The sequence below is a fragment of the Acidovorax sp. ST3 genome, from assembly GCF_003231145.1.
Lineage (GTDB): Bacteria > Pseudomonadota > Gammaproteobacteria > Burkholderiales > Burkholderiaceae_C > Acidovorax.
In genome coordinates, this window is record NZ_QKVP01000001.1 from 624,924 (window position 1) to 641,306 (window position 16,383).

The window sequence follows — 16,383 nt, forward strand, 5'->3', positions numbered from 1 at the left end:
GCACTGCCGCATGCAGCCAAAAGGGCCTGAAATCACGCCCAGTCACCCAGGCGACGACCGGGCCTGTGTCCACCGGTCTACAGTGGCACCCCATGAACACCCTCACCTGCTTTTCCCTCAGCATCACTGACCACGTGGCCCATCTGGTTCTGAACAAACCCGAGGCCATGAACACCATGCATCCCACCTTCTGGCGCGAGCTGGACACGGTGCTGGCCCAGCTGCACCAGGCGGGCGAGGCGCGGGCGCTGGTCATCAGCAGCACCGGCAAACATTTCAGCGCGGGCATGGCGCTGGAAACCTTTGGCGGCGCCATCACCATGGACGACCAGAGCCCCGAGGGTCGGGCCGCAATCTTCGACCTGCTGACCGACATGCAGGCCACCTTCACCCGCATCGACAACCTGCGCATCCCGGTGATCATGGCCATCCATGGCGGCTGCATCGGCGGCGCGGTGGACATGGTCACGGCGGGCTGCATCCGCTACGCCACGCAAGATGCGTTCTTCTGCATCCAGGAAATCAACATCGGCATGGTGGCCGACGTAGGCACGCTACAGCGCCTGCCCAAGCTCATCCCGCTGGGCGTGGTCAAGGAGCTGGCCTACACCGGCCGCCGCCTGAGCGCCGCCAAGGCCCTGAACTACGGCCTGGTCAACGAAGTGTTCGACACGCAGGAGGCCATGCTGGCTGCCGCGCTGCAGTGCGCCAAAGAGATCGCGTCCAAACCCCCGGTGGCCATCTGGGGCACCAAGCAGGCCGTGAACTACGCGCGCGACCACAGCGTGGAAGACAGCCTGCGCCAGATGGGCTGGCTGCAGGGCGCCATCTGGAGCAACCAGCATGTGCGCGAATCGGTCACGGCCATGAAGCAGAAACGCACGGGCGAGTTCCCCGCACTCACACCGCTGCAGCGGTTCAGCGAACTGGGTTGATGCGCTGAACAAGCACTGGCAGGCGAATCACGGTGGTCCCATCAACCCGCAGCGCGCGGCTGGTTCGGCAACGGAGCATCTGCCGGGATGGGGCAGACATAAGGCTGGCCACCTCGGCGCTCCAGCAATTCGGCCTTGGCCTGCCCGATCAGCTCCGGCTGCTCCAGCAACACAATCGCCGTGGCGGCCAGGATTTGCGCTGCGTGCACCATGCCCGCGTGTGCCAGCCCGGACTGCCCTTGCGACACCATCTGCCATGAATGCAACGGCGTGCCGAAGGCGTAGCAGGCCACCCAGGCCTGCACGGTGGGGGTGATCCAGCTCACGTCCGCCACGTCGGTTGAGCCGAACAGGGTTTCCTCGACGGCAGGGTCGTAGGCCGCGATGCCTTCGAAGATCGCCGGCACCTTGCCCCGCAGCACACTGGCCAGCGGGCGGCTGACCTGCTCGACATCGGCAGGGTCCAGCGTCGCCTGAAAATCCCCCGCCAGCTTGTGCTGCGCGGCATCGACCTTCAGCTGCCCCAGTGCCTGCATCTGCGCGTACATCACCTGGTTCAGCGTGCGGTTTTGCAGCAGGTTGGAGCAGGCCTTGTCGAACACGATTTCGACACGGCAATCCGTCATCAAGGCAGCACCACGCGCCACGTTCTGCACACGCTCATACAGCTCGGCGGCATCGCGGTTGTTGCGTGCGCGGATCAGGTACAGCACCTCGGCGCGCGCCTGCACCACGTTGGGTGAGAACCCGCCCGAGTCGGTGACCGCATAGTGGACCCTCGCATCCGCAGGCATGTGCTCGCGCATGTAGTTCACACCGACATTCATCAACTCCACTGCATCCAGGGCACTGCGGCCCAGGTGCGGCGAGTGGGCCGCGTGCGAGGCGCGCCCGTGAAAGACAAAACGCGCCTGCACATTGGCCAGCGTGGCCTGGCTCAGCACCCCGGTAAAGCTGCCCGGGTGCCACGTCAGCGCCGTGTCCACATCATCGAAGACCCCTGCGCGTGCCATGAAGGTCTTGCCCGAGCCACCTTCTTCGGCCGGGCAGCCGTAGAACCGCACGCGCGCCTGCTGGCCCGAGCGGCGCAGGTGCTCTTGCAACGCAATGGCGGCAAAGTGCGCCGCGGTACCCAGCAGATGGTGGCCGCAGCCGTGCCCGGCCAGGCCGGGGCTGTCCACGGACGGCTGGCACACCAGCGCACCGCTTTGCTGGTTGAGGCCCGAGAGCGCGTCGTACTCGCCCAGAAAGGCCAGCACCGGGCCTTCGTCGCCCCACTCCGCCATGAAGGCGGTGGAGATACCGGCCACGTCGCGCGTGATCCGAAAGCCCGCTGCGGCCAGCCCGTCGATGTGCAGCTGGGCAGACCCGCGCTCGGCGTAGCGCAGCTCGGCCAGGGACCACACTCTGTCGGCCAGCCCCGCCATCCGGGGCCTCTCACGGTCAAAAAAATCCTGCAGATCCTGAATCGATTGCACGGCAGCAGTCATCGCACCGCCCCTTATTCAGGCTTCACGCCCAGCTTGTCCAGCAGCGCCTTGTTGCGCTGGAGGTCAGCGGCGATCTGCGATGCAAATTTGCTCTGGTCCATCTCCACCGCTGTCGCCCCCATGGTCTTGAGGCGGCCTTGCACATCGGGCGAACGCAAGGCGCTGACGGCCGCGTCCTGCAGCCGCTTGATGACGGGCGCAGGCGTACCCGCAGGCACAACCAACCCGAACCAGCTCATCCCCAGCTCATTGAGGTCGGCGTGGCCCAGCTCCTTGAAGGTGGGCACATCCGGCAGCTCGGACACGCGGCGGTCGGCGGCCAGCACCATGGGCACCAGCTTGCCGCCCTTGATGTGCGGCATGGCCGAGGGCAGCTGGTCTGCCATCACCTGCACCATGCCTGCCAGGGCATCGTTGAGCGCGGGGCCGTTGCCACGGTAGGGAACGATCTGGATATCGGTCTTCAAGGTCTCGTTGAACGACGCCATCATGAGGTGGCCCAGCGTTCCGAGGCCGGGCACGCCCACGCTGTAGTCGCCGGGCTTGGCTTTAACCTTGGCCATGAAGCCCTGGAAGTCCCTGACGCCCATGCTAGGGTGCACCATGTAGACCGAGGGCAGGGTCACGAGCTTGACCACCGGTACCAGCTTGCCCTCCAGTTTGGCCGCGCGGGTGAAGATGGAAGGGTTGACCGTGGCCGTGCTCACCGTGGCCATGCCGATGGTGTAGCCGTCGGGCGCAGACTGGGCGATGGTCTCGGTGCCCAGCAGGCCGCCAGCACCCGCCTTGTTGTCCACCACCACCGATTGCCCCAGGCTGGCGCGCATGCCCTCGGCCACCACGCGGGCCACGATGTCGGTGGAGCCACCGGGGGCAAACGGCACGATCAGCTTCACAGGCTTGCTCGGGTAGTTGTCTGCAGCTTGCGCTGCCGGGGCTGCCACCAGCAGGGCGGAGGCAGCTGCGGCGCACAGTGTGGACACAACGGTCCGCCGTGCCAGAAACGAAGTCATTGTGGACATGGGTAGCGCTTTCGTGAATGGATGGATGGGTCTGGATCAGCCGGAAGGGCGCGGTGCGCAGGGCCACCGGGCATGCCTGCTACTGATATCGACTATAGGAATTTCAGACTCTCTGCAGGTCGCGGTATTCTTCGAAAGGTATAAGCCTTGTCGATAGCTCCGACGGGATAGCAACCATCGCAGTGGCGAATCACGCTGCTGCCGGATCTCTATCGCTTCTCCTTATTTGCCAGTCTGGACAGGAGCCCCATGGCCCTCTCAACCCCACCCACCGATTCCGACAACCTGGACGACCCCGCGCCCCCGCAAGGGCAGGTGCTCTATGCCCGCCTGGCCCGCCACGCGCGCCTGCGCCAGTTGCAGCTGCTGGTGGCGCTGCAGCAGTGCGGCTCCGTCCTGCAGGCCGCCGCTTCACTGCACATGAGCCAGTCCGCCGCCACGCAGGCGCTGGCAGAGATGGAGCGCATCCTGAGCGTGCGCCTCTTCGAGCGCCATGCGCGGGGCATCCGGCCCACGCTGGCGGGCCAGACGCTGGTAGACACAGCCCGCGGAGTGCTCGCCGCGCTGGAGGAAGCGGCAGAGTCTCTGGCCGCCATCCGGCGCGGCGCTGCCGCTGCACTGCGCCTGGGCGCCACCCCCGCGGCCACGCAGGCCATCCTGTCGCCCTTGCTCGCAGAGTTCTACAAAACCCAGCCCCGGGTGCACATCGACGTCCAGGAGGACTCAAGCCAACGGCTGCTGCCGCTCTTGCTCAACGGCGGGCTCGACGCGGTGTTCTGCCGCGAGCCGGTGCTGCTGCCAGCGTCGTACGTTTTCAAGCCGCTGCAGCCCGATGAACCGGTGATCATGGCCAGCACCCGCCATCCCCTGGCCAAGCGCCGGGGCATCGCGCTCTCGGCGCTCAAGGATTCACGCTGGGTGCTGCCCACCGCCACCATCGCCGTGCGCGAGATCTTCGAGCGTGAAGTGCTGGCGGCCCTGCCCGATGCGCTGCAGTTCCCGGTGTCGACCGTCTCGCTCCCCGTGTTCGCCAGCCTGCTGAACCAGCCCGATGCCGTGGCGCTGGTCCCCCAGAGCATTGCGCCCGTGCTGCCGTCGGGCGCGCAGCTGTGCCAGCTGGATGTGAAGCTGAGCAGCCCCCTCCCCCCGTTGGGCGTGGTGCACCGGCGCGAGCAAATACCCGCCATGCTGATCCGGATGCTCAAAAGCTGGCGCAACAAGTAGCGCGATGGCCAAGCCCCACACATGCCGTGCCGTTACCTACCGTCGCTGGCAGTGCTGCGCAGCTCTGCCATCACTACGCATTTGATAGCAAAGATCACCCAACCATCAATCGGTAGCGGCCATTCTTATGCCAACAATCTGCTTGACGGGCTATCATGTACCCACCAGGGGCAGGCTGCGCCCCGCAGCGAGGACACCGCTATGACCGAGCACACCGCTCCCCCACCCACCTACGACGATGTGGCCGCTGCCGCGCACCGGCTCAAGGGCATGGCGCACCGCACGCCCGTGCTGCGCTCCAGCACCGCCGACGAGCGGCTGGGCGCCCAGTTGTTCTTCAAGTGCGAGAACCTGCAACGCACGGGCGCCTTCAAGTTCAGGGGCGCATTCAACACCCTGGCCCAGTTCACCGACGAGCAGCGCGAACGCGGCGTGCTTGCCTTCTCGGCCGGTAACCATGCCCAGGCCATTGCGCTGTCGGCCCGGCTGCTGGACATGCCGGCCGCCATCGTCATGCCCGAGGACGCGCCCGCCTCCAAGATGGCCGCCACACGCGACTACGGTGCCCAGGTCGTCACCTACAACCGCTACACCGAAGACCGCGAGGCCATCAGCCGCCGCCTGGCGCTGGAGCGCGGCATGACCCTGGTGCCCCCATTCGACCACCCCCATGTCATCGCCGGCCAGGGAACGGCGGCCAAAGAGCTTTTTGAAGAAGTGCCCGACCTGGACTACTTGTTCGTCTGCGTCGGCGGCGGTGGCCTGCTGGCCGGCAGCCTGCTCGCCGCCGAGGCGCTCGCACCGCAATGCCGGGTGGTAGGGGTGGAGCCCGCAGCGGGCAACGACGGCCAGCAGTCGTTCAAAGCCGGGCATGTGGTGCAGATTCCCACGCCCCACACCATTGCCGACGGCGCACAAACCCAGGCGCTGGGCCAGCTCACCTTCCCCATCATCCAGCGCCTGGCCGACGACATGGTCACCGCCACCGACGAGCAGTTGGTGGAATCCCTGCGCTTTTTTGCCGAGCGCATGAAGATCATGGTCGAGCCCACAGGCGCCCTGGCCTTCGCTGGGGCCCAGCACGGCAATGTGGACATCCACGGCGCGCGCGTCGGCGTCCTTATTAGCGGCGGCAACGTCGATTTGTCGCGGCTGGCACGGTTTCTGGCAGACTAGCCCCCACTTTTTCAATCATCGCGCGGCAGAGCGCGCCGGTGCATCAGCGCAAAGGCCTCTGCCCTTCTCCTTTCAGGTTCCCCATGAGCAACGTCACCGTCATCACCCACCCCCTCGTCCAGCACAAGCTCACGCTGATGCGCAAGAAAGACGCCAGCACCAACAGCTTTCGCCGCCTGCTGGGCGAGCTGTCCACGCTGATGGCGTACGAAGTGACCCGCGACATGCCGCTGCAGGATGTGCAGATCGAAACCCCGCTGGAGACCATGACCGGCAAGATGATCGACGGCAAGAAGCTGGTGCTGGTCTCCATCCTGCGGGCGGGCAACGGCTTTCTGGACGGCATGCTCAACGTGGTGCCCGGCGCCCGTGTGGGCCACATCGGCCTGTACCGCGACCCGGCCACGCTGCAGCCCGTGGAGTACTACTTCAAGATGCCGTCCGAGATGGACGAGCGCGACATCATCGTGGTGGACCCGATGCTGGCCACCGGCAACTCGGCCGCAGCCTGCGTGGACCGCCTCAAAAAGCTCAACCCCCGCTCCATCAAGTTCGTCTGCCTGCTGGCGGCCCCCGAAGGTGTGGCCACGCTGCAAAAGGCCCATCCCGACGTGCCGATCTTCACCGCCGCCATCGACCGCGAGCTGAACGACCACGGCTACATCCTGCCGGGCCTGGGCGACGCGGGCGACCGGATTTTTGGCACCAAATAAGCGCACAACGATAGCGCCCATGCACCAGCCACCGCAGGGCTTGTCGCCCAGCGGTGGCTTTTTTTTCGTCCTCGGGGTTCACTGCGTTGCGTAACAGCCCATTGCGAGCCCTACCCTGGTGGGGTACCCCAGCCTGATTTCCGGAAGCGCTGCACGCACACACCATTTTTTTACCAACTGGTGGCTTTCCTCTGGCAGACTTGCCGCTGGTTTGCAGTTACATCGCCACCGACTGGCGCGCTCCTTGCTTGGTAGCAGCACACCCAACCTCCTTGTTTGCTTGTCTGAAGGAACCCCACCATGACCACTCGCCGCATCTTCACCGGACGCCTGCTCTGCACCTCCATGGCCCTCTCGGCCGCCATGGCGATGGCGCCCTCTTTGGCCTTCGCGCAGTCCAAGCTCAAGGTCGCGGCGATCTACACGGTGCCTTTTGAACAGCAATGGGTCAGCCGCATCCACAAGGCCCTCAAGGCTGCCGAAGCACGCGGCGAGATCGAATACAAGGCCAGCGAAAACGTCAGCAATGCCGACTACGAGCGCGTGATGCGCGAGTACGCCACCGGCGGCAACCAGCTCATCGTGGGCGAAGCCTTTGCGGTAGAAGCCGCCGCCCGCAAGGTGGCCAAGGACTTCCCCAAGACCTCCTTCCTGCTCGGCTCCTCCGGCAAGCCGCAGGCGCCCAACTTCAGCGTGTTCGACAACTACATCCAGGAGCCCGCCTACCTCAGCGGCATGGTGGCCGGCGGCATGACCAAGACGAACAAGATCGGCATGGTCGGCGGTTTCCCCATCCCCGAGGTCAACCGCCTGATGCACGCCTTCATGGCCGGCGCCAAGGAGACCAACCCCAAGGTCGAGTTCACCATCACCTTCATCAACAGCTGGTTCGACCCACCCAAGGCCAAGGAAGCCACCTTCGCCATGATCGACAAGGGCGCCGACGTGCTCTACGCCGAGCGCTTTGGCGTGAGCGATGCCGCCAAAGAAAAAGGCAAGCTCGCCATCGGCAACGTGATCAACACGCAAGAGCAGTACCCTGACACCGTGGTCGCATCGGCCCTGTGGCACATGGAGCCCAGCATCGACCGCGCACTCAAGCTGGTCAAGGAAGGCAAGTTCACCGCCGAGGACTACGGCCCGTATTCGATGATGAAGCACAAGGGCTCTGAACTCGCGCCCCTGGGCACGTTCGAGAAGAAGGTGCCTGCCGACATCGTCGCCAAGGTCAAGGCCAAGGAGGCCGACATCCTGGCCGGCAAGTTCACCGTGAAGGTGGACGACAGCCAGCCCAAATCGACGGCCAAGTAAGCACGGCGGGCGGCGGGCGCCCTGCCCGCTTGCCCTTTCTCTATTGCGTGAACAGGCCACTTTCACCACGCGGTGGCCTGTCTGTAGACACCCCCGCAATGAACCGCTGACAAGGCCCTCATGTCCTCACTCTCCGCCGCAAAAGCCTCGCTGGCTACCCGCTGTTCACGTCTTATGGGCGCTGTGACTCTGGCCGCCATGGTCGCAGGCTGCGCCGTTACAGCTCCCAGCAAGACGGCAGTACGGATGGACGACACCCCGCGCATCGCCGTCATCTCTGCCTTTGCGCCCGAGCTGACCGTACTGCTGCCCCAGGTGCAACAGCCCGCCAAGTACAGCATCAACGGCGTGGAGTTCACCACCGGCACGCTCGAAGGCAAGCCCGTGGTGGTGTTCCTGTCGGGCATCAGCATGACCAACGCGGCCATGAACACGCAGCTGGTGCTAGACCGCTTCACCGTGAGCCATGTGGTCTTCAGCGGCATTGCGGGCGGCGTCAACCCCAGCCTGCACATTGGCGATGTCACGGTGCCCGCGCAATGGGGCCAGTACATGGAATGGCTGATGGCGCGCGAAGACCAACCCGGCCAATACAGCGCCCCCGCCTGGATGAAAAGCGAGCTGACGATGCCCGCCTTCGGCATGATGCACCCGCGCCCCGTCGAAGTGCGCTCGGCCGCCCAGCCCAAGCTCTCCAAAAAGTTCTGGTTTGAAGCCGACCCCAAGATGCTGGCCACCGCCCGCAGCTTGCAGAACGTGGGCCTGGAGCACTGCCTGGCCGCCACCTGCCTGAAGCAGCGCCCGCAACTGGTGGTGGGCGGCAACGGCGTGTCGGGCCAGGCGTTTGTGGACAACAAGGCCTTCCGCGAATACGCCTTCAAGACTTTCGAGGCCAACGTGCTCGACATGGAAACCGCCGCCACCGCCATGGTGGCGCACAGCAACGGCGTTCCCTACATCGCCTTCCGGTCGCTGAGCGATCTGGCGGGAGGTGGCGAGGGCGAGAACGAAATGGGCACCTTCATGGGCCTGGCAGCCGCCAACTCGGCCAAGGTGTTGCGGGCGTTTCTGGCGGCCTGGAAATAGATGGACTCCCCCACCGACCCTGTCCTGCGTCTGTCGGGCATCACCAAGCGCTTCGGCAAGCTCGTCGCCAACGACGCCATCAGCCTGACCTTGGCACGCGGCGAAGTGCTGGCCCTGCTGGGCGAAAACGGAGCGGGCAAGTCCACGCTGATGTCCATCTTGTTCGGGCACTACGTGGCGGATGAAGGCAGCATAGAAGTCTTTGGCCAGCCCCTGGCGCCCGGCCAGCCGCGCGCGGCGCTGTCGGCGGGCATTGGCATGGTGCACCAGCACTTCACGCTGGCCGACAACCTCACGGTGCTGGACAACGTGCTGCTGGGCAGCGAGCCGCTGTGGCAGCCCTTCTTGCGCCGCAGCGAGGCGCGCGCCAAGCTGCTGGCCGTATCACAGCAGTTTGGCCTACCCGTAAGCCCCGATGCGAAGGTCGGCAGCCTCTCGGTAGGCGAGCGCCAGCGCGTCGAAATCCTGAAAGCCCTCTACCGGGGCGCCCGCATCCTCATCCTGGACGAACCCACCGCCGTGCTCACCCCGCAGGAGAGCGAGGCGTTGTTCGACACCCTGGCGCAGATGGTGGCGCAGGGCCTGTCCATCATCTTCATCAGCCACAAACTGGGCGAGGTGCTGCGCGTATCGCACCGCGTGGCCGTGCTGCGCCAGGGCCAACTGGTGGCCGAGGCGCCCGCACAGGGCACCACGCAGGGGCAGCTGGCGCAATGGATGGTGGGCCATGCGATTGAGGCGGCCCAGCGCCGCCCCGCCAAGAAGGTGGGCGAGCCCATCTGTACCCTCACCAACGTCAGCACTGCTCCCACAGGGCGCGACCGGCTGAATGATGTGTCCCTGATCCTGCGCGCTGGCGAGATCGTGGCGATTGCAGGCGTCAGCGGCAACGGCCAGGTGGCACTGGCCGATGTGTTGTGTGGCGTGCGCGCAGCCACCACCGGCCAGGTCACGCTGCGCGGCGCACCGCTGCAAGCTCGCCCCGCATGGCTGGTCAGCCAGGGCGTGGCCCGCATCCCCGAAGACCGCCACGCCGTGGGCGTGGTAGGTGATTTACCGGTGTGGGAGAACGCGGTGTCAGAGCGTCTGCGCGGCCCCTGGTTCGCGCACCCGTGGTTCCGCGCCTTCTGGGTCAAGCGCAGGGCGGCCCGCCAACATGCGCAGCGCGTGGCCGAGACCTTTGACGTGCGTGGCGGCGGGGCTGATGCACCCGCGCGGTCGCTGTCGGGCGGCAACATGCAAAAGCTCATCCTGGGCCGGGCGCTGATGCCGCCACAGGACGCAGCGGGTAACTCGGCCCCTGCGCCCCAGCTCATCGTGGCCCACCAGCCCACCTGGGGGCTGGACATTGGTGCAGTGACGTTTGTGCAGCAGCAGCTCATCAACGCACGCGATGCCGGGGCAGCTGTGCTGCTGATTTCTGACGACCTGGACGAAGTGCTGGCGCTGGGAGATCGCGTTGCGGTGATGCATGACGGGCATTTAAGCAAAGCGCGTCCCCCTGAAGAGTGGACGCGAGAAGCAATAGGGCTTGAAATGGCTGGATCACCGGTGGTTTGAGATATTTTTATGACTACAAATAGACCAAGAGTTTTTTATAAGTACTTCTCACAAAGTAATTACAGATTTCTTGAAAATCCTGCCTTTCGTTTTACACCTCACTCATCGTTTAACGATCCATTTGAAAACGGTCCATCAGAACCGGAGAGGCTTGACGAACTGACAAAAGAAGAGTTAATTGCACTAAGAGCCCCATTAAACGACGATCACTCAAAATCCCAAGCACTGATACAAAAGAGCATAAATAACCTTTTATTCAACCAACGCAAGGAATATACCCTAGAAGAGATGCGTGAGCACCAAGGCACTCTTTGCCTTTCTGAAACCCACGACAATTTGTTAATGTGGGCCCACTATGCATCAGATCACCAAGGGTATGTCACCGAATTGGATGCTTCGTACTTCTTTGAATTAGCTGATGATCCGGATAATGCATGGAGAGTTAATCTTGATAGGGTCCAGTATCGCGAAATGCGCGTACTAAATCAACCTGGGGATTGGTGGGAATATTTTTATGGAACCCACCATGAAATCGCCACCACCAAAAGTACACATTGGAGCTACGAACAAGAGTGGCGCATAGATCGGCCACTCAAAGATGCAGACAAAATATTAATCATCGATTCGAACCCAAATGTACGCCGGGATGATTTCGGCAACCCCTACCATCTATTCAAACTTCCAAAAAATATCTTACGAAAAATAATAATAGGGGCGCGAGCATCAAAATCCAATCTGGCATATATAAAGAAAACAATTAAAGCCGACAAAGATTTGAGCCATGTAGTCATCAAGCTCTCTATCCCTGACCCCATCGACTTCAGATTGCGCTTTATAAATATCAGCGTCGACGATTTGCCAGATCTCTGACACAAGAACCGATGAGACTCGAAAAACGCAACCACACCTCCCCCGCCGCCTACGTGCTGGCGCCGGTAGGTGCCGTGGTGTTCACATTGATCGTCAGCGCCCTGCTGGTGCTCTGGGCCGGCGCGCCCGTGGGGCAGACCTACGCGCTACTGCTGCAAGGCGCATTCGGCTCGGTGTTCGCACTGACCGAAACCCTCACACGCGCCACGCCGCTGATCCTGACCGGGCTGGCGGCGGCCGTGGCCTTCCGGGCGCGACTGTTCAACATCGGGGCCGAGGGGCAGCTCTACGCGGGGGCGCTGGCCGCCGTGGCCGTGGGCGGCATGCATGGGGGCACGGGGCTGGAATGGTCGCCGTCTGTGCTCTTCCCGCTGATGATGCTGGCGGCAGCGCTGGCGGGCGCCGCGCTGCTGCTGGGCCCGGCGCTGATGAAGGCGCGGCTGGGGGTGGACGAGGTGGTCACCACGCTGCTGCTCAACTTCATCATGCTGCTGCTGGTCTCTGCCCTGCTGGATGGCCCGATGAAAGACCCGCTCTCCATGGGCTGGCCGCAAAGCGTGGCGCTGCAGGGCGATCTGGAACTCTCCAAGCTGGTGCCGCAGACGCGGCTGCACACGGGCCTGCTGTGGGCCGTGTCGCTGGCGGTGATGCTGTGGGCGCTGCTGGCGCGCACGGTACCGGGGTTTGACATTCGGGCTGCCGGGGCCAATGCACGCGCTGCCGCCTTTACGGGCGTGCCCATCACCCGCACTGTGGTGCTGGTGGCCCTGCTCTCGGGTGGTCTCGCAGGCTTGGCAGGCGCTATCGAGGTGGCGGGCCGCACCAGCTATGTGACGCTCGACATGTCGCCCGGCTACGGCTACAGCGGCATCGTGATCGCCATGTTGGCCGGGCTGCACCCGCTGGGCGTGATTGCTGCGGGTACCTTTGTGGCGGGCGTGCTGGTGGGGGCCGACAGCATGAGCCGTGCGGTGGGCGTGCCGACCTACATTGCCGATGTGATCGTGGCGACCTCGCTGATTGCGGTGCTGGTGGCCGGGCTGCTGACGCAATACCGCGTGCGGTGGAAGTGAGGCAGCCATGACACGCCGTGCACACCACAATTTCAAGCCAAATCGGCCTGTAGCGCTAGTGAATAAAGCGCTAGCAGCTATTAAAATAGAAGCAAAACTCCACGGAGCAGCCGCATGACCGAACTGCTCGACATCCTCGCCAACCCTGCGTTCTGGATTGCCACCCTGCGGGTCGCCACCCCGCTCATCCTGGGCACCCTTGGGGTACTGCTGTGCGAGCGTGCAGGCGTGCTGAACCTGGGCATTGAAGGAATCATGGTTGCCGGGGCCTTCACCGGCTGGCTTACGGTGTATGCGGGCCATGGGCTGTGGACCGGGGTGCTGGTGGCAGCGCTCACCGGTGCGGTGTTTGGGCTGCTGCACGCGTGGCTCACCGTGGGGCTGGCGCGGTCGCAGCATGTGTCCGGCCTGGGCATCACGCTGCTGGCTACGGCGCTCAGCTACTACGGCTATAGGGTGAGCTTTCCCAAAGTGAACACGCCGCCCACCATTGAGCCCTTTGCTCCGATGGAGTGGCTGGGCATTCCTATCCTGTCGGCACAGACCCCACTCACGCTGCTGGCGCTGCTGCTGGTACCGCTGCTGGCCTGGGTGCTGCTGCGCACCCCGCTGGGCCTGGCCGTGCGCATGGTGGGCGAGAACCCGCAGGCGGCCGAGGGCCAGGGCATCTCGGTGGCGGCCACGCGCACGGGCTCCATCGTTGCGGGGTCGGCGCTGATGGGCGTGGCGGGGTCGTTCCTCACGCTGTCGGCGTTCAACGCCTTTTTCTTCAACATGATCAATGGTCGGGGCTGGATCTGCGTGGCCCTGGTGGTGTTTGCATCGTGGCGGCCCGGCAAGGCGCTGCTGGGTGCGTTGCTGTTTGCCTTTTTTGACGCGCTGCAACTGCGCCTGCAGCAGGCGGGTGATGCGTGGCTGCCGTACCAGGTGTATTTGATGCTGCCCTACCTGCTGTCCATCCTGGCGCTGGTATTGGTGGCGCGCAAGGCGGCTTATCCGCAGGCGTTGATGAAGCCTTACCGCAAGGGGGAGCGTTGATCGGACCACACCGCAAACTCGTTGCCGCTGGGCTCGGTGAAATGAAAGCGCCGCCCTCCCGGAAATTCGAACACCGGCTTGACCACATGGCCACCCGCCTGCTCAACCTTTGCCAACGTGGCTTCGAGGTCTGCGCTGTAGAACACCAGCAAGGCGCCGCCAGTAGCTGGGGTAGTGCACAGGCTGGCCTGAAAGAATCCACCGTCCAGCCCCTGGCCCGTGAAGGCCGTGTACTCCGGGCCGTAGTCCACAAAGGCCCATGCAAAGGCCTTTTCAAAGAACGACTTCGTGGCGGGCAAGTCGCGCGCGGCAAATTCGACGTAGTTCAGCTTTTCATGTTCGTTCATCGGATGACCCTTTGTTCTTGAGACCCCGCAGTGTGCCTGCACGCCCAGACGAATCTCTAAACTCTCCCACCATGCTCGATCTGCTCATCACCCACGCCACCCTGCCCGACGGCCGCCAGAACATGTCGATTGCCGTGCAAGGCGGTCGCATCACCGAAGTGACCGAAGGCCTGCAAGCCCCCGCACATGAGACGGTGGATGCAGGCGGCCTGCTGGTCAGCCCGCCGTTTGTGGACGCGCATTTCCACATGGATTCGACCCTGAGCTACGGCCAGCCGCGCGTGAACGAGAGTGGCACGCTGCTCGAAGGCATTGCGCTGTGGGGCGAGCTCAAGCCGACGCTGACGCACGAGGCCATCGTAGAGCGCGCCCTGCGCTATTGCGACATGGCCGTGGCGCGCGGACTGCTGGCCATTCGCAGCCACGTGGACACGAGCCACCCCAGCCTGCTGCCCGTGCAGGCCCTGCTGGATGTGAAACAGCGCGTGGCGCCCTACCTGGATTTGCAGCTCGTGGCCTTCCCGCAAGACGGCGTGCTGCGCGCGCCGGGCGGGCTCGACAACCTGAAACGGGCTCTGGATATGGGCGTGGACGTGGTGGGCGGCATTCCGCACTTCGAGCGCACCATGGCCCAGGGGGCCGAGAGCGTGAAGATCCTCTGCGAGCTGGCCGCCGAACTCGACAAGCGCGTGGACATGCACTGCGACGAATCTGACGACCCGCACTCGCGCCATGTCGAAACCCTGGCTTTTGAAACCCAGCGCCTGGGCCTGCACGGCCGTGTGACGGGCTCGCACCTCACCTCCATGCACAGCATGGACAACTACTACGCGAGCAAGCTCATCCCCCTGATGGCCGAGGCCGATCTGGGCGTGGTGGCCAACCCGCTCATCAACATCACCTTGCAGGGCCGCCACGACACCTACCCCAAGCGCCGGGGCATGACCCGCGTGCCCGAGCTGATGGCTGCGGGTCTCACCGTCGCTTTCGGCCACGACTGCGTGCTCGACCCCTGGTACAGCGGCGGCAGCGCCGACATGCTGGAGGCCGCGCACATGGGCCTGCACGTGGGGCAGATGACCAGCCAGGCTGCGATGCGGCAGTGTTTTGATGCGGTGACGGTGAACCCGGCACGCCTGCTGGGCCTGGAGGGCTATGGCATTGCGCCCGGCTGCCATGCAGACTTCGTGCTGCTGCACGCACGCACCCCTGTCGAGGCGATTGCGTTGCGGGCCACCCGCCTGGGCGTATGGCGGCGGGGCCAGCGGCTCGCCAGCAGCCCGGCACCCGTGGCGCAACTGCACCTGCCGGGGCGGCCCTGCAGCGTGGATTTCACGTCCAATTAGCGCCTGACGCTTATCCAACAAGCGCAACATGCTACAAATTCAATAGTATCCCAAGCATCTACGCCATGCGCGCAATCGTCTTGCGAAACCGCGCCAGCGCCAGGCTGAACAGCACCGCCCCAATGCCCAGCAGCCACACCAGCGACGGCCACACCACCGCCCAGCCCGCGCCCCGGTAGAGGATGGCCTGGGCCAGTTCGGTGAAGTGCGTGGTGGGCGCCAGCGCCATCACGTACTGCACCCACAAGGGCATGCTCTCGCGGGGCGTCATGCCGCCCGACAGCATCTCCAGCGGCATCATGACCAGCACCATCAGCAGCCCGAACTGCGGCATGCTGCGCGCCACCGTGGCCATGAAGATGCCCATGGACGTGGTGGCAAACAGGTGCAGCGTGGCGCCCAGCAGAAGCAGCGGCACCGAGCCCTCGATGGGCACGCCAATCGCCCAGCGGATCACCGCCGTGAGCGACACCCAGGTAGCAACCAGCACCACCAGCGCCATGGCCCAGACCTTGGCCAGCATGATCTCGCCCGGTGTGACAGGCATGACCAGCAGGTGCTCCACTGTGCCATGCTCGCGTTCGCGGATCAGCGCGGCGCCGGTGAGGATGATGGAGAGCATGGTCACAATGTTGATCAACTCCATCAGCGACCCAAACCACGCAGGGTTGAGCGCCGGGTTGAAGCGCGAGCGCACCGTCAGCTCGATGGGTTGCTCGGCCACGGTGCGGTCGCGCTGCACGAACTCCGCCACCTCCAGCTGCACAATCTGCTGCACCGCCCCATTGGCCGCAAACGCCTGCCCCATGCGCGTGGCGTCGATGTTGAGCTGAACCTGCGGCACCCGGCCTGCCAGCACATCGCGCTGAAAATGGGCGGGGATGTGCAGCACCAGCGTGAAGCGGCCAGCGTCCAGGCCCGGGTCCACCTCGCGCATGCTGATCATGGCGGGGCGCGTGAACTGGGGTGCGTAGAACGCGGTGGCGATGCGCTGGGACAAGGCCGAGTCGTCCTCATCCACGATGGCAATCGGCACGTGGTAGAGCGTCTCGGGCTGTGCCATGCCCGCCGAGTACACCGCCAGCGTGGTGGTGTAGACGATGAGGAACAGCATGGCCGGGTCGCGCCACAGGCTCCACAGCTCCTTGATGCCTAACCTGAAAATGTTCGACCAACGGCCTCGCAGCGCCAT

General features: G+C 64.4%; 15 protein-coding genes. 11 read left to right on the top strand and 4 right to left on the bottom strand.

Features of this window, described 5'->3' with window-relative positions; translation table 11 throughout:
- Positions 1 to 92 precede the first annotated feature (92 nt).
- Entirely contained in the window at positions 93 to 935 is an 843-nt protein-coding gene (locus tag DNK89_RS02800; RefSeq protein WP_110958798.1) for an enoyl-CoA hydratase-related protein, read from the top strand.
- A 41-nt stretch (positions 936 to 976) separates the two neighbouring features.
- Here the strand turns inward: DNK89_RS02800 and DNK89_RS02805 are convergent, their stop codons facing one another.
- Together DNK89_RS02805 and DNK89_RS02810 are read right to left on the bottom strand one after the other, a co-directional pair.
- Positions 977 to 2,425: a M20 family metallopeptidase gene (locus DNK89_RS02805; protein ID WP_370220826.1), complete on the bottom strand. Its 1,449-nt coding sequence runs from the start codon at positions 2,423 to 2,425 to the stop codon at positions 977 to 979.
- 11 nt (positions 2,426 to 2,436) lie between these two features.
- On the bottom strand, positions 2,437 to 3,438 hold the full coding sequence (locus DNK89_RS02810; protein WP_110958799.1) for a tripartite tricarboxylate transporter substrate binding protein BugE: 1,002 nt from the start codon (positions 3,436 to 3,438) through the stop codon (positions 2,437 to 2,439).
- A 258-nt stretch (positions 3,439 to 3,696) separates the two neighbouring features.
- On the opposite strand from DNK89_RS02810, the gene DNK89_RS02815 reads away from it, so the two are divergent.
- From DNK89_RS02815 to DNK89_RS02855, 9 genes are all read left to right on the top strand, one after another.
- Positions 3,697 to 4,671, top strand: coding sequence for a LysR family transcriptional regulator (locus DNK89_RS02815; protein ID WP_110958800.1), 975 nt, complete (start codon positions 3,697 to 3,699; stop codon positions 4,669 to 4,671).
- Positions 4,672 to 4,872: 201 nt separating this feature from the next.
- Positions 4,873 to 5,847 (top strand): threo-3-hydroxy-L-aspartate ammonia-lyase, encoded by a 975-nt coding sequence (locus DNK89_RS02820; protein WP_110958801.1) that lies wholly within the window; start codon positions 4,873 to 4,875, stop codon positions 5,845 to 5,847.
- Between the two features lie 83 nt (positions 5,848 to 5,930).
- Positions 5,931 to 6,560 carry a uracil phosphoribosyltransferase gene (gene upp / locus DNK89_RS02825; RefSeq protein WP_056062295.1) on the top strand — a complete coding sequence of 210 codons (630 nt, stop codon included), beginning with the start codon at positions 5,931 to 5,933 and terminating at the stop codon, positions 6,558 to 6,560.
- Between the two features lie 300 nt (positions 6,561 to 6,860).
- Positions 6,861 to 7,871, top strand: coding sequence for a BMP family protein (locus DNK89_RS02830; RefSeq protein ID WP_110958802.1), 1,011 nt, complete (start codon positions 6,861 to 6,863; stop codon positions 7,869 to 7,871).
- 174 nt (positions 7,872 to 8,045) lie between these two features.
- On the top strand, positions 8,046 to 8,957 hold the full coding sequence (locus DNK89_RS02835) for a 5'-methylthioadenosine/S-adenosylhomocysteine nucleosidase (RefSeq protein WP_110958803.1): 912 nt from the start codon (positions 8,046 to 8,048) through the stop codon (positions 8,955 to 8,957).
- Complete coding sequence (locus DNK89_RS02840) at positions 8,958 to 10,517, top strand: ABC transporter ATP-binding protein (RefSeq protein WP_110958804.1); 1,560 nt, start codon at positions 8,958 to 8,960, stop codon at positions 10,515 to 10,517. It begins immediately after the preceding gene.
- Between the two features lie 9 nt (positions 10,518 to 10,526).
- Positions 10,527 to 11,387 (top strand): DUF2971 domain-containing protein, encoded by an 861-nt coding sequence (locus DNK89_RS02845; protein WP_110958805.1) that lies wholly within the window; start codon positions 10,527 to 10,529, stop codon positions 11,385 to 11,387.
- 11 nt (positions 11,388 to 11,398) lie between these two features.
- Positions 11,399 to 12,460 (top strand): ABC transporter permease, encoded by a 1,062-nt coding sequence (locus tag DNK89_RS02850; protein WP_110958806.1) that lies wholly within the window; start codon positions 11,399 to 11,401, stop codon positions 12,458 to 12,460.
- A gap of 114 nt (positions 12,461 to 12,574) precedes the next feature.
- On the top strand, positions 12,575 to 13,498 hold the full coding sequence (locus DNK89_RS02855; RefSeq protein ID WP_110958807.1) for an ABC transporter permease: 924 nt from the start codon (positions 12,575 to 12,577) through the stop codon (positions 13,496 to 13,498).
- Here DNK89_RS02855 and DNK89_RS02860 read toward each other — a convergent pair.
- Entirely contained in the window at positions 13,477 to 13,845 is a 369-nt protein-coding gene (locus DNK89_RS02860; RefSeq protein ID WP_110958808.1) for a VOC family protein, read from the bottom strand. The genes DNK89_RS02855 and DNK89_RS02860 overlap by 22 nt on opposite strands.
- Positions 13,846 to 13,916: 71 nt before the next feature.
- Here DNK89_RS02860 and DNK89_RS02865 point away from each other — a divergent pair, with 71 nt between their 5' ends.
- Positions 13,917 to 15,191 (top strand): amidohydrolase family protein, encoded by a 1,275-nt coding sequence (locus DNK89_RS02865; RefSeq protein ID WP_110958809.1) that lies wholly within the window; start codon positions 13,917 to 13,919, stop codon positions 15,189 to 15,191.
- Positions 15,192 to 15,249: 58 nt separating this feature from the next.
- Here the strand turns inward: DNK89_RS02865 and DNK89_RS02870 are convergent, their stop codons facing one another.
- A complete protein-coding gene (locus DNK89_RS02870) occupies positions 15,250 to 16,383 on the bottom strand; it encodes an ABC transporter permease (protein ID WP_110958810.1) in 1,134 nt (377 codons plus the stop codon).

Excerpts from the sequence above, each read along its gene's own strand:
- DNK89_RS02800 (WP_110958798.1), top strand. The coding sequence starts at position 93 with ATGAACACCCTCACCTGCTTTTCCCTCAGCATCACTGACCACGTGGCC.
- DNK89_RS02805 (WP_370220826.1), bottom strand. The coding sequence starts at position 2,425 with ATGACTGCTGCCGTGCAATCGATTCAGGATCTGCAGGATTTTTTTGAC.
- DNK89_RS02810 (WP_110958799.1), bottom strand. The coding sequence starts at position 3,438 with ATGACTTCGTTTCTGGCACGGCGGACCGTTGTGTCCACACTGTGCGCC.
- DNK89_RS02815 (WP_110958800.1), top strand. The coding sequence starts at position 3,697 with ATGGCCCTCTCAACCCCACCCACCGATTCCGACAACCTGGACGACCCC.
- DNK89_RS02820 (WP_110958801.1), top strand. The coding sequence starts at position 4,873 with ATGACCGAGCACACCGCTCCCCCACCCACCTACGACGATGTGGCCGCT.
- upp (WP_056062295.1), top strand. The coding sequence starts at position 5,931 with ATGAGCAACGTCACCGTCATCACCCACCCCCTCGTCCAGCACAAGCTC.
- DNK89_RS02830 (WP_110958802.1), top strand. The coding sequence starts at position 6,861 with ATGACCACTCGCCGCATCTTCACCGGACGCCTGCTCTGCACCTCCATG.
- DNK89_RS02835 (WP_110958803.1), top strand. The coding sequence starts at position 8,046 with ATGGGCGCTGTGACTCTGGCCGCCATGGTCGCAGGCTGCGCCGTTACA.
- DNK89_RS02840 (WP_110958804.1), top strand. The coding sequence starts at position 8,958 with ATGGACTCCCCCACCGACCCTGTCCTGCGTCTGTCGGGCATCACCAAG.
- DNK89_RS02845 (WP_110958805.1), top strand. The coding sequence starts at position 10,527 with ATGACTACAAATAGACCAAGAGTTTTTTATAAGTACTTCTCACAAAGT.
- DNK89_RS02850 (WP_110958806.1), top strand. The coding sequence starts at position 11,399 with ATGAGACTCGAAAAACGCAACCACACCTCCCCCGCCGCCTACGTGCTG.
- DNK89_RS02855 (WP_110958807.1), top strand. The coding sequence starts at position 12,575 with ATGACCGAACTGCTCGACATCCTCGCCAACCCTGCGTTCTGGATTGCC.
- DNK89_RS02860 (WP_110958808.1), bottom strand. The coding sequence starts at position 13,845 with ATGAACGAACATGAAAAGCTGAACTACGTCGAATTTGCCGCGCGCGAC.
- DNK89_RS02865 (WP_110958809.1), top strand. The coding sequence starts at position 13,917 with ATGCTCGATCTGCTCATCACCCACGCCACCCTGCCCGACGGCCGCCAG.
- DNK89_RS02870 (WP_110958810.1), bottom strand. The coding sequence starts at position 16,383 with ATGGCGCTGCGAGGCCGTTGGTCGAACATTTTCAGGTTAGGCATCAAG.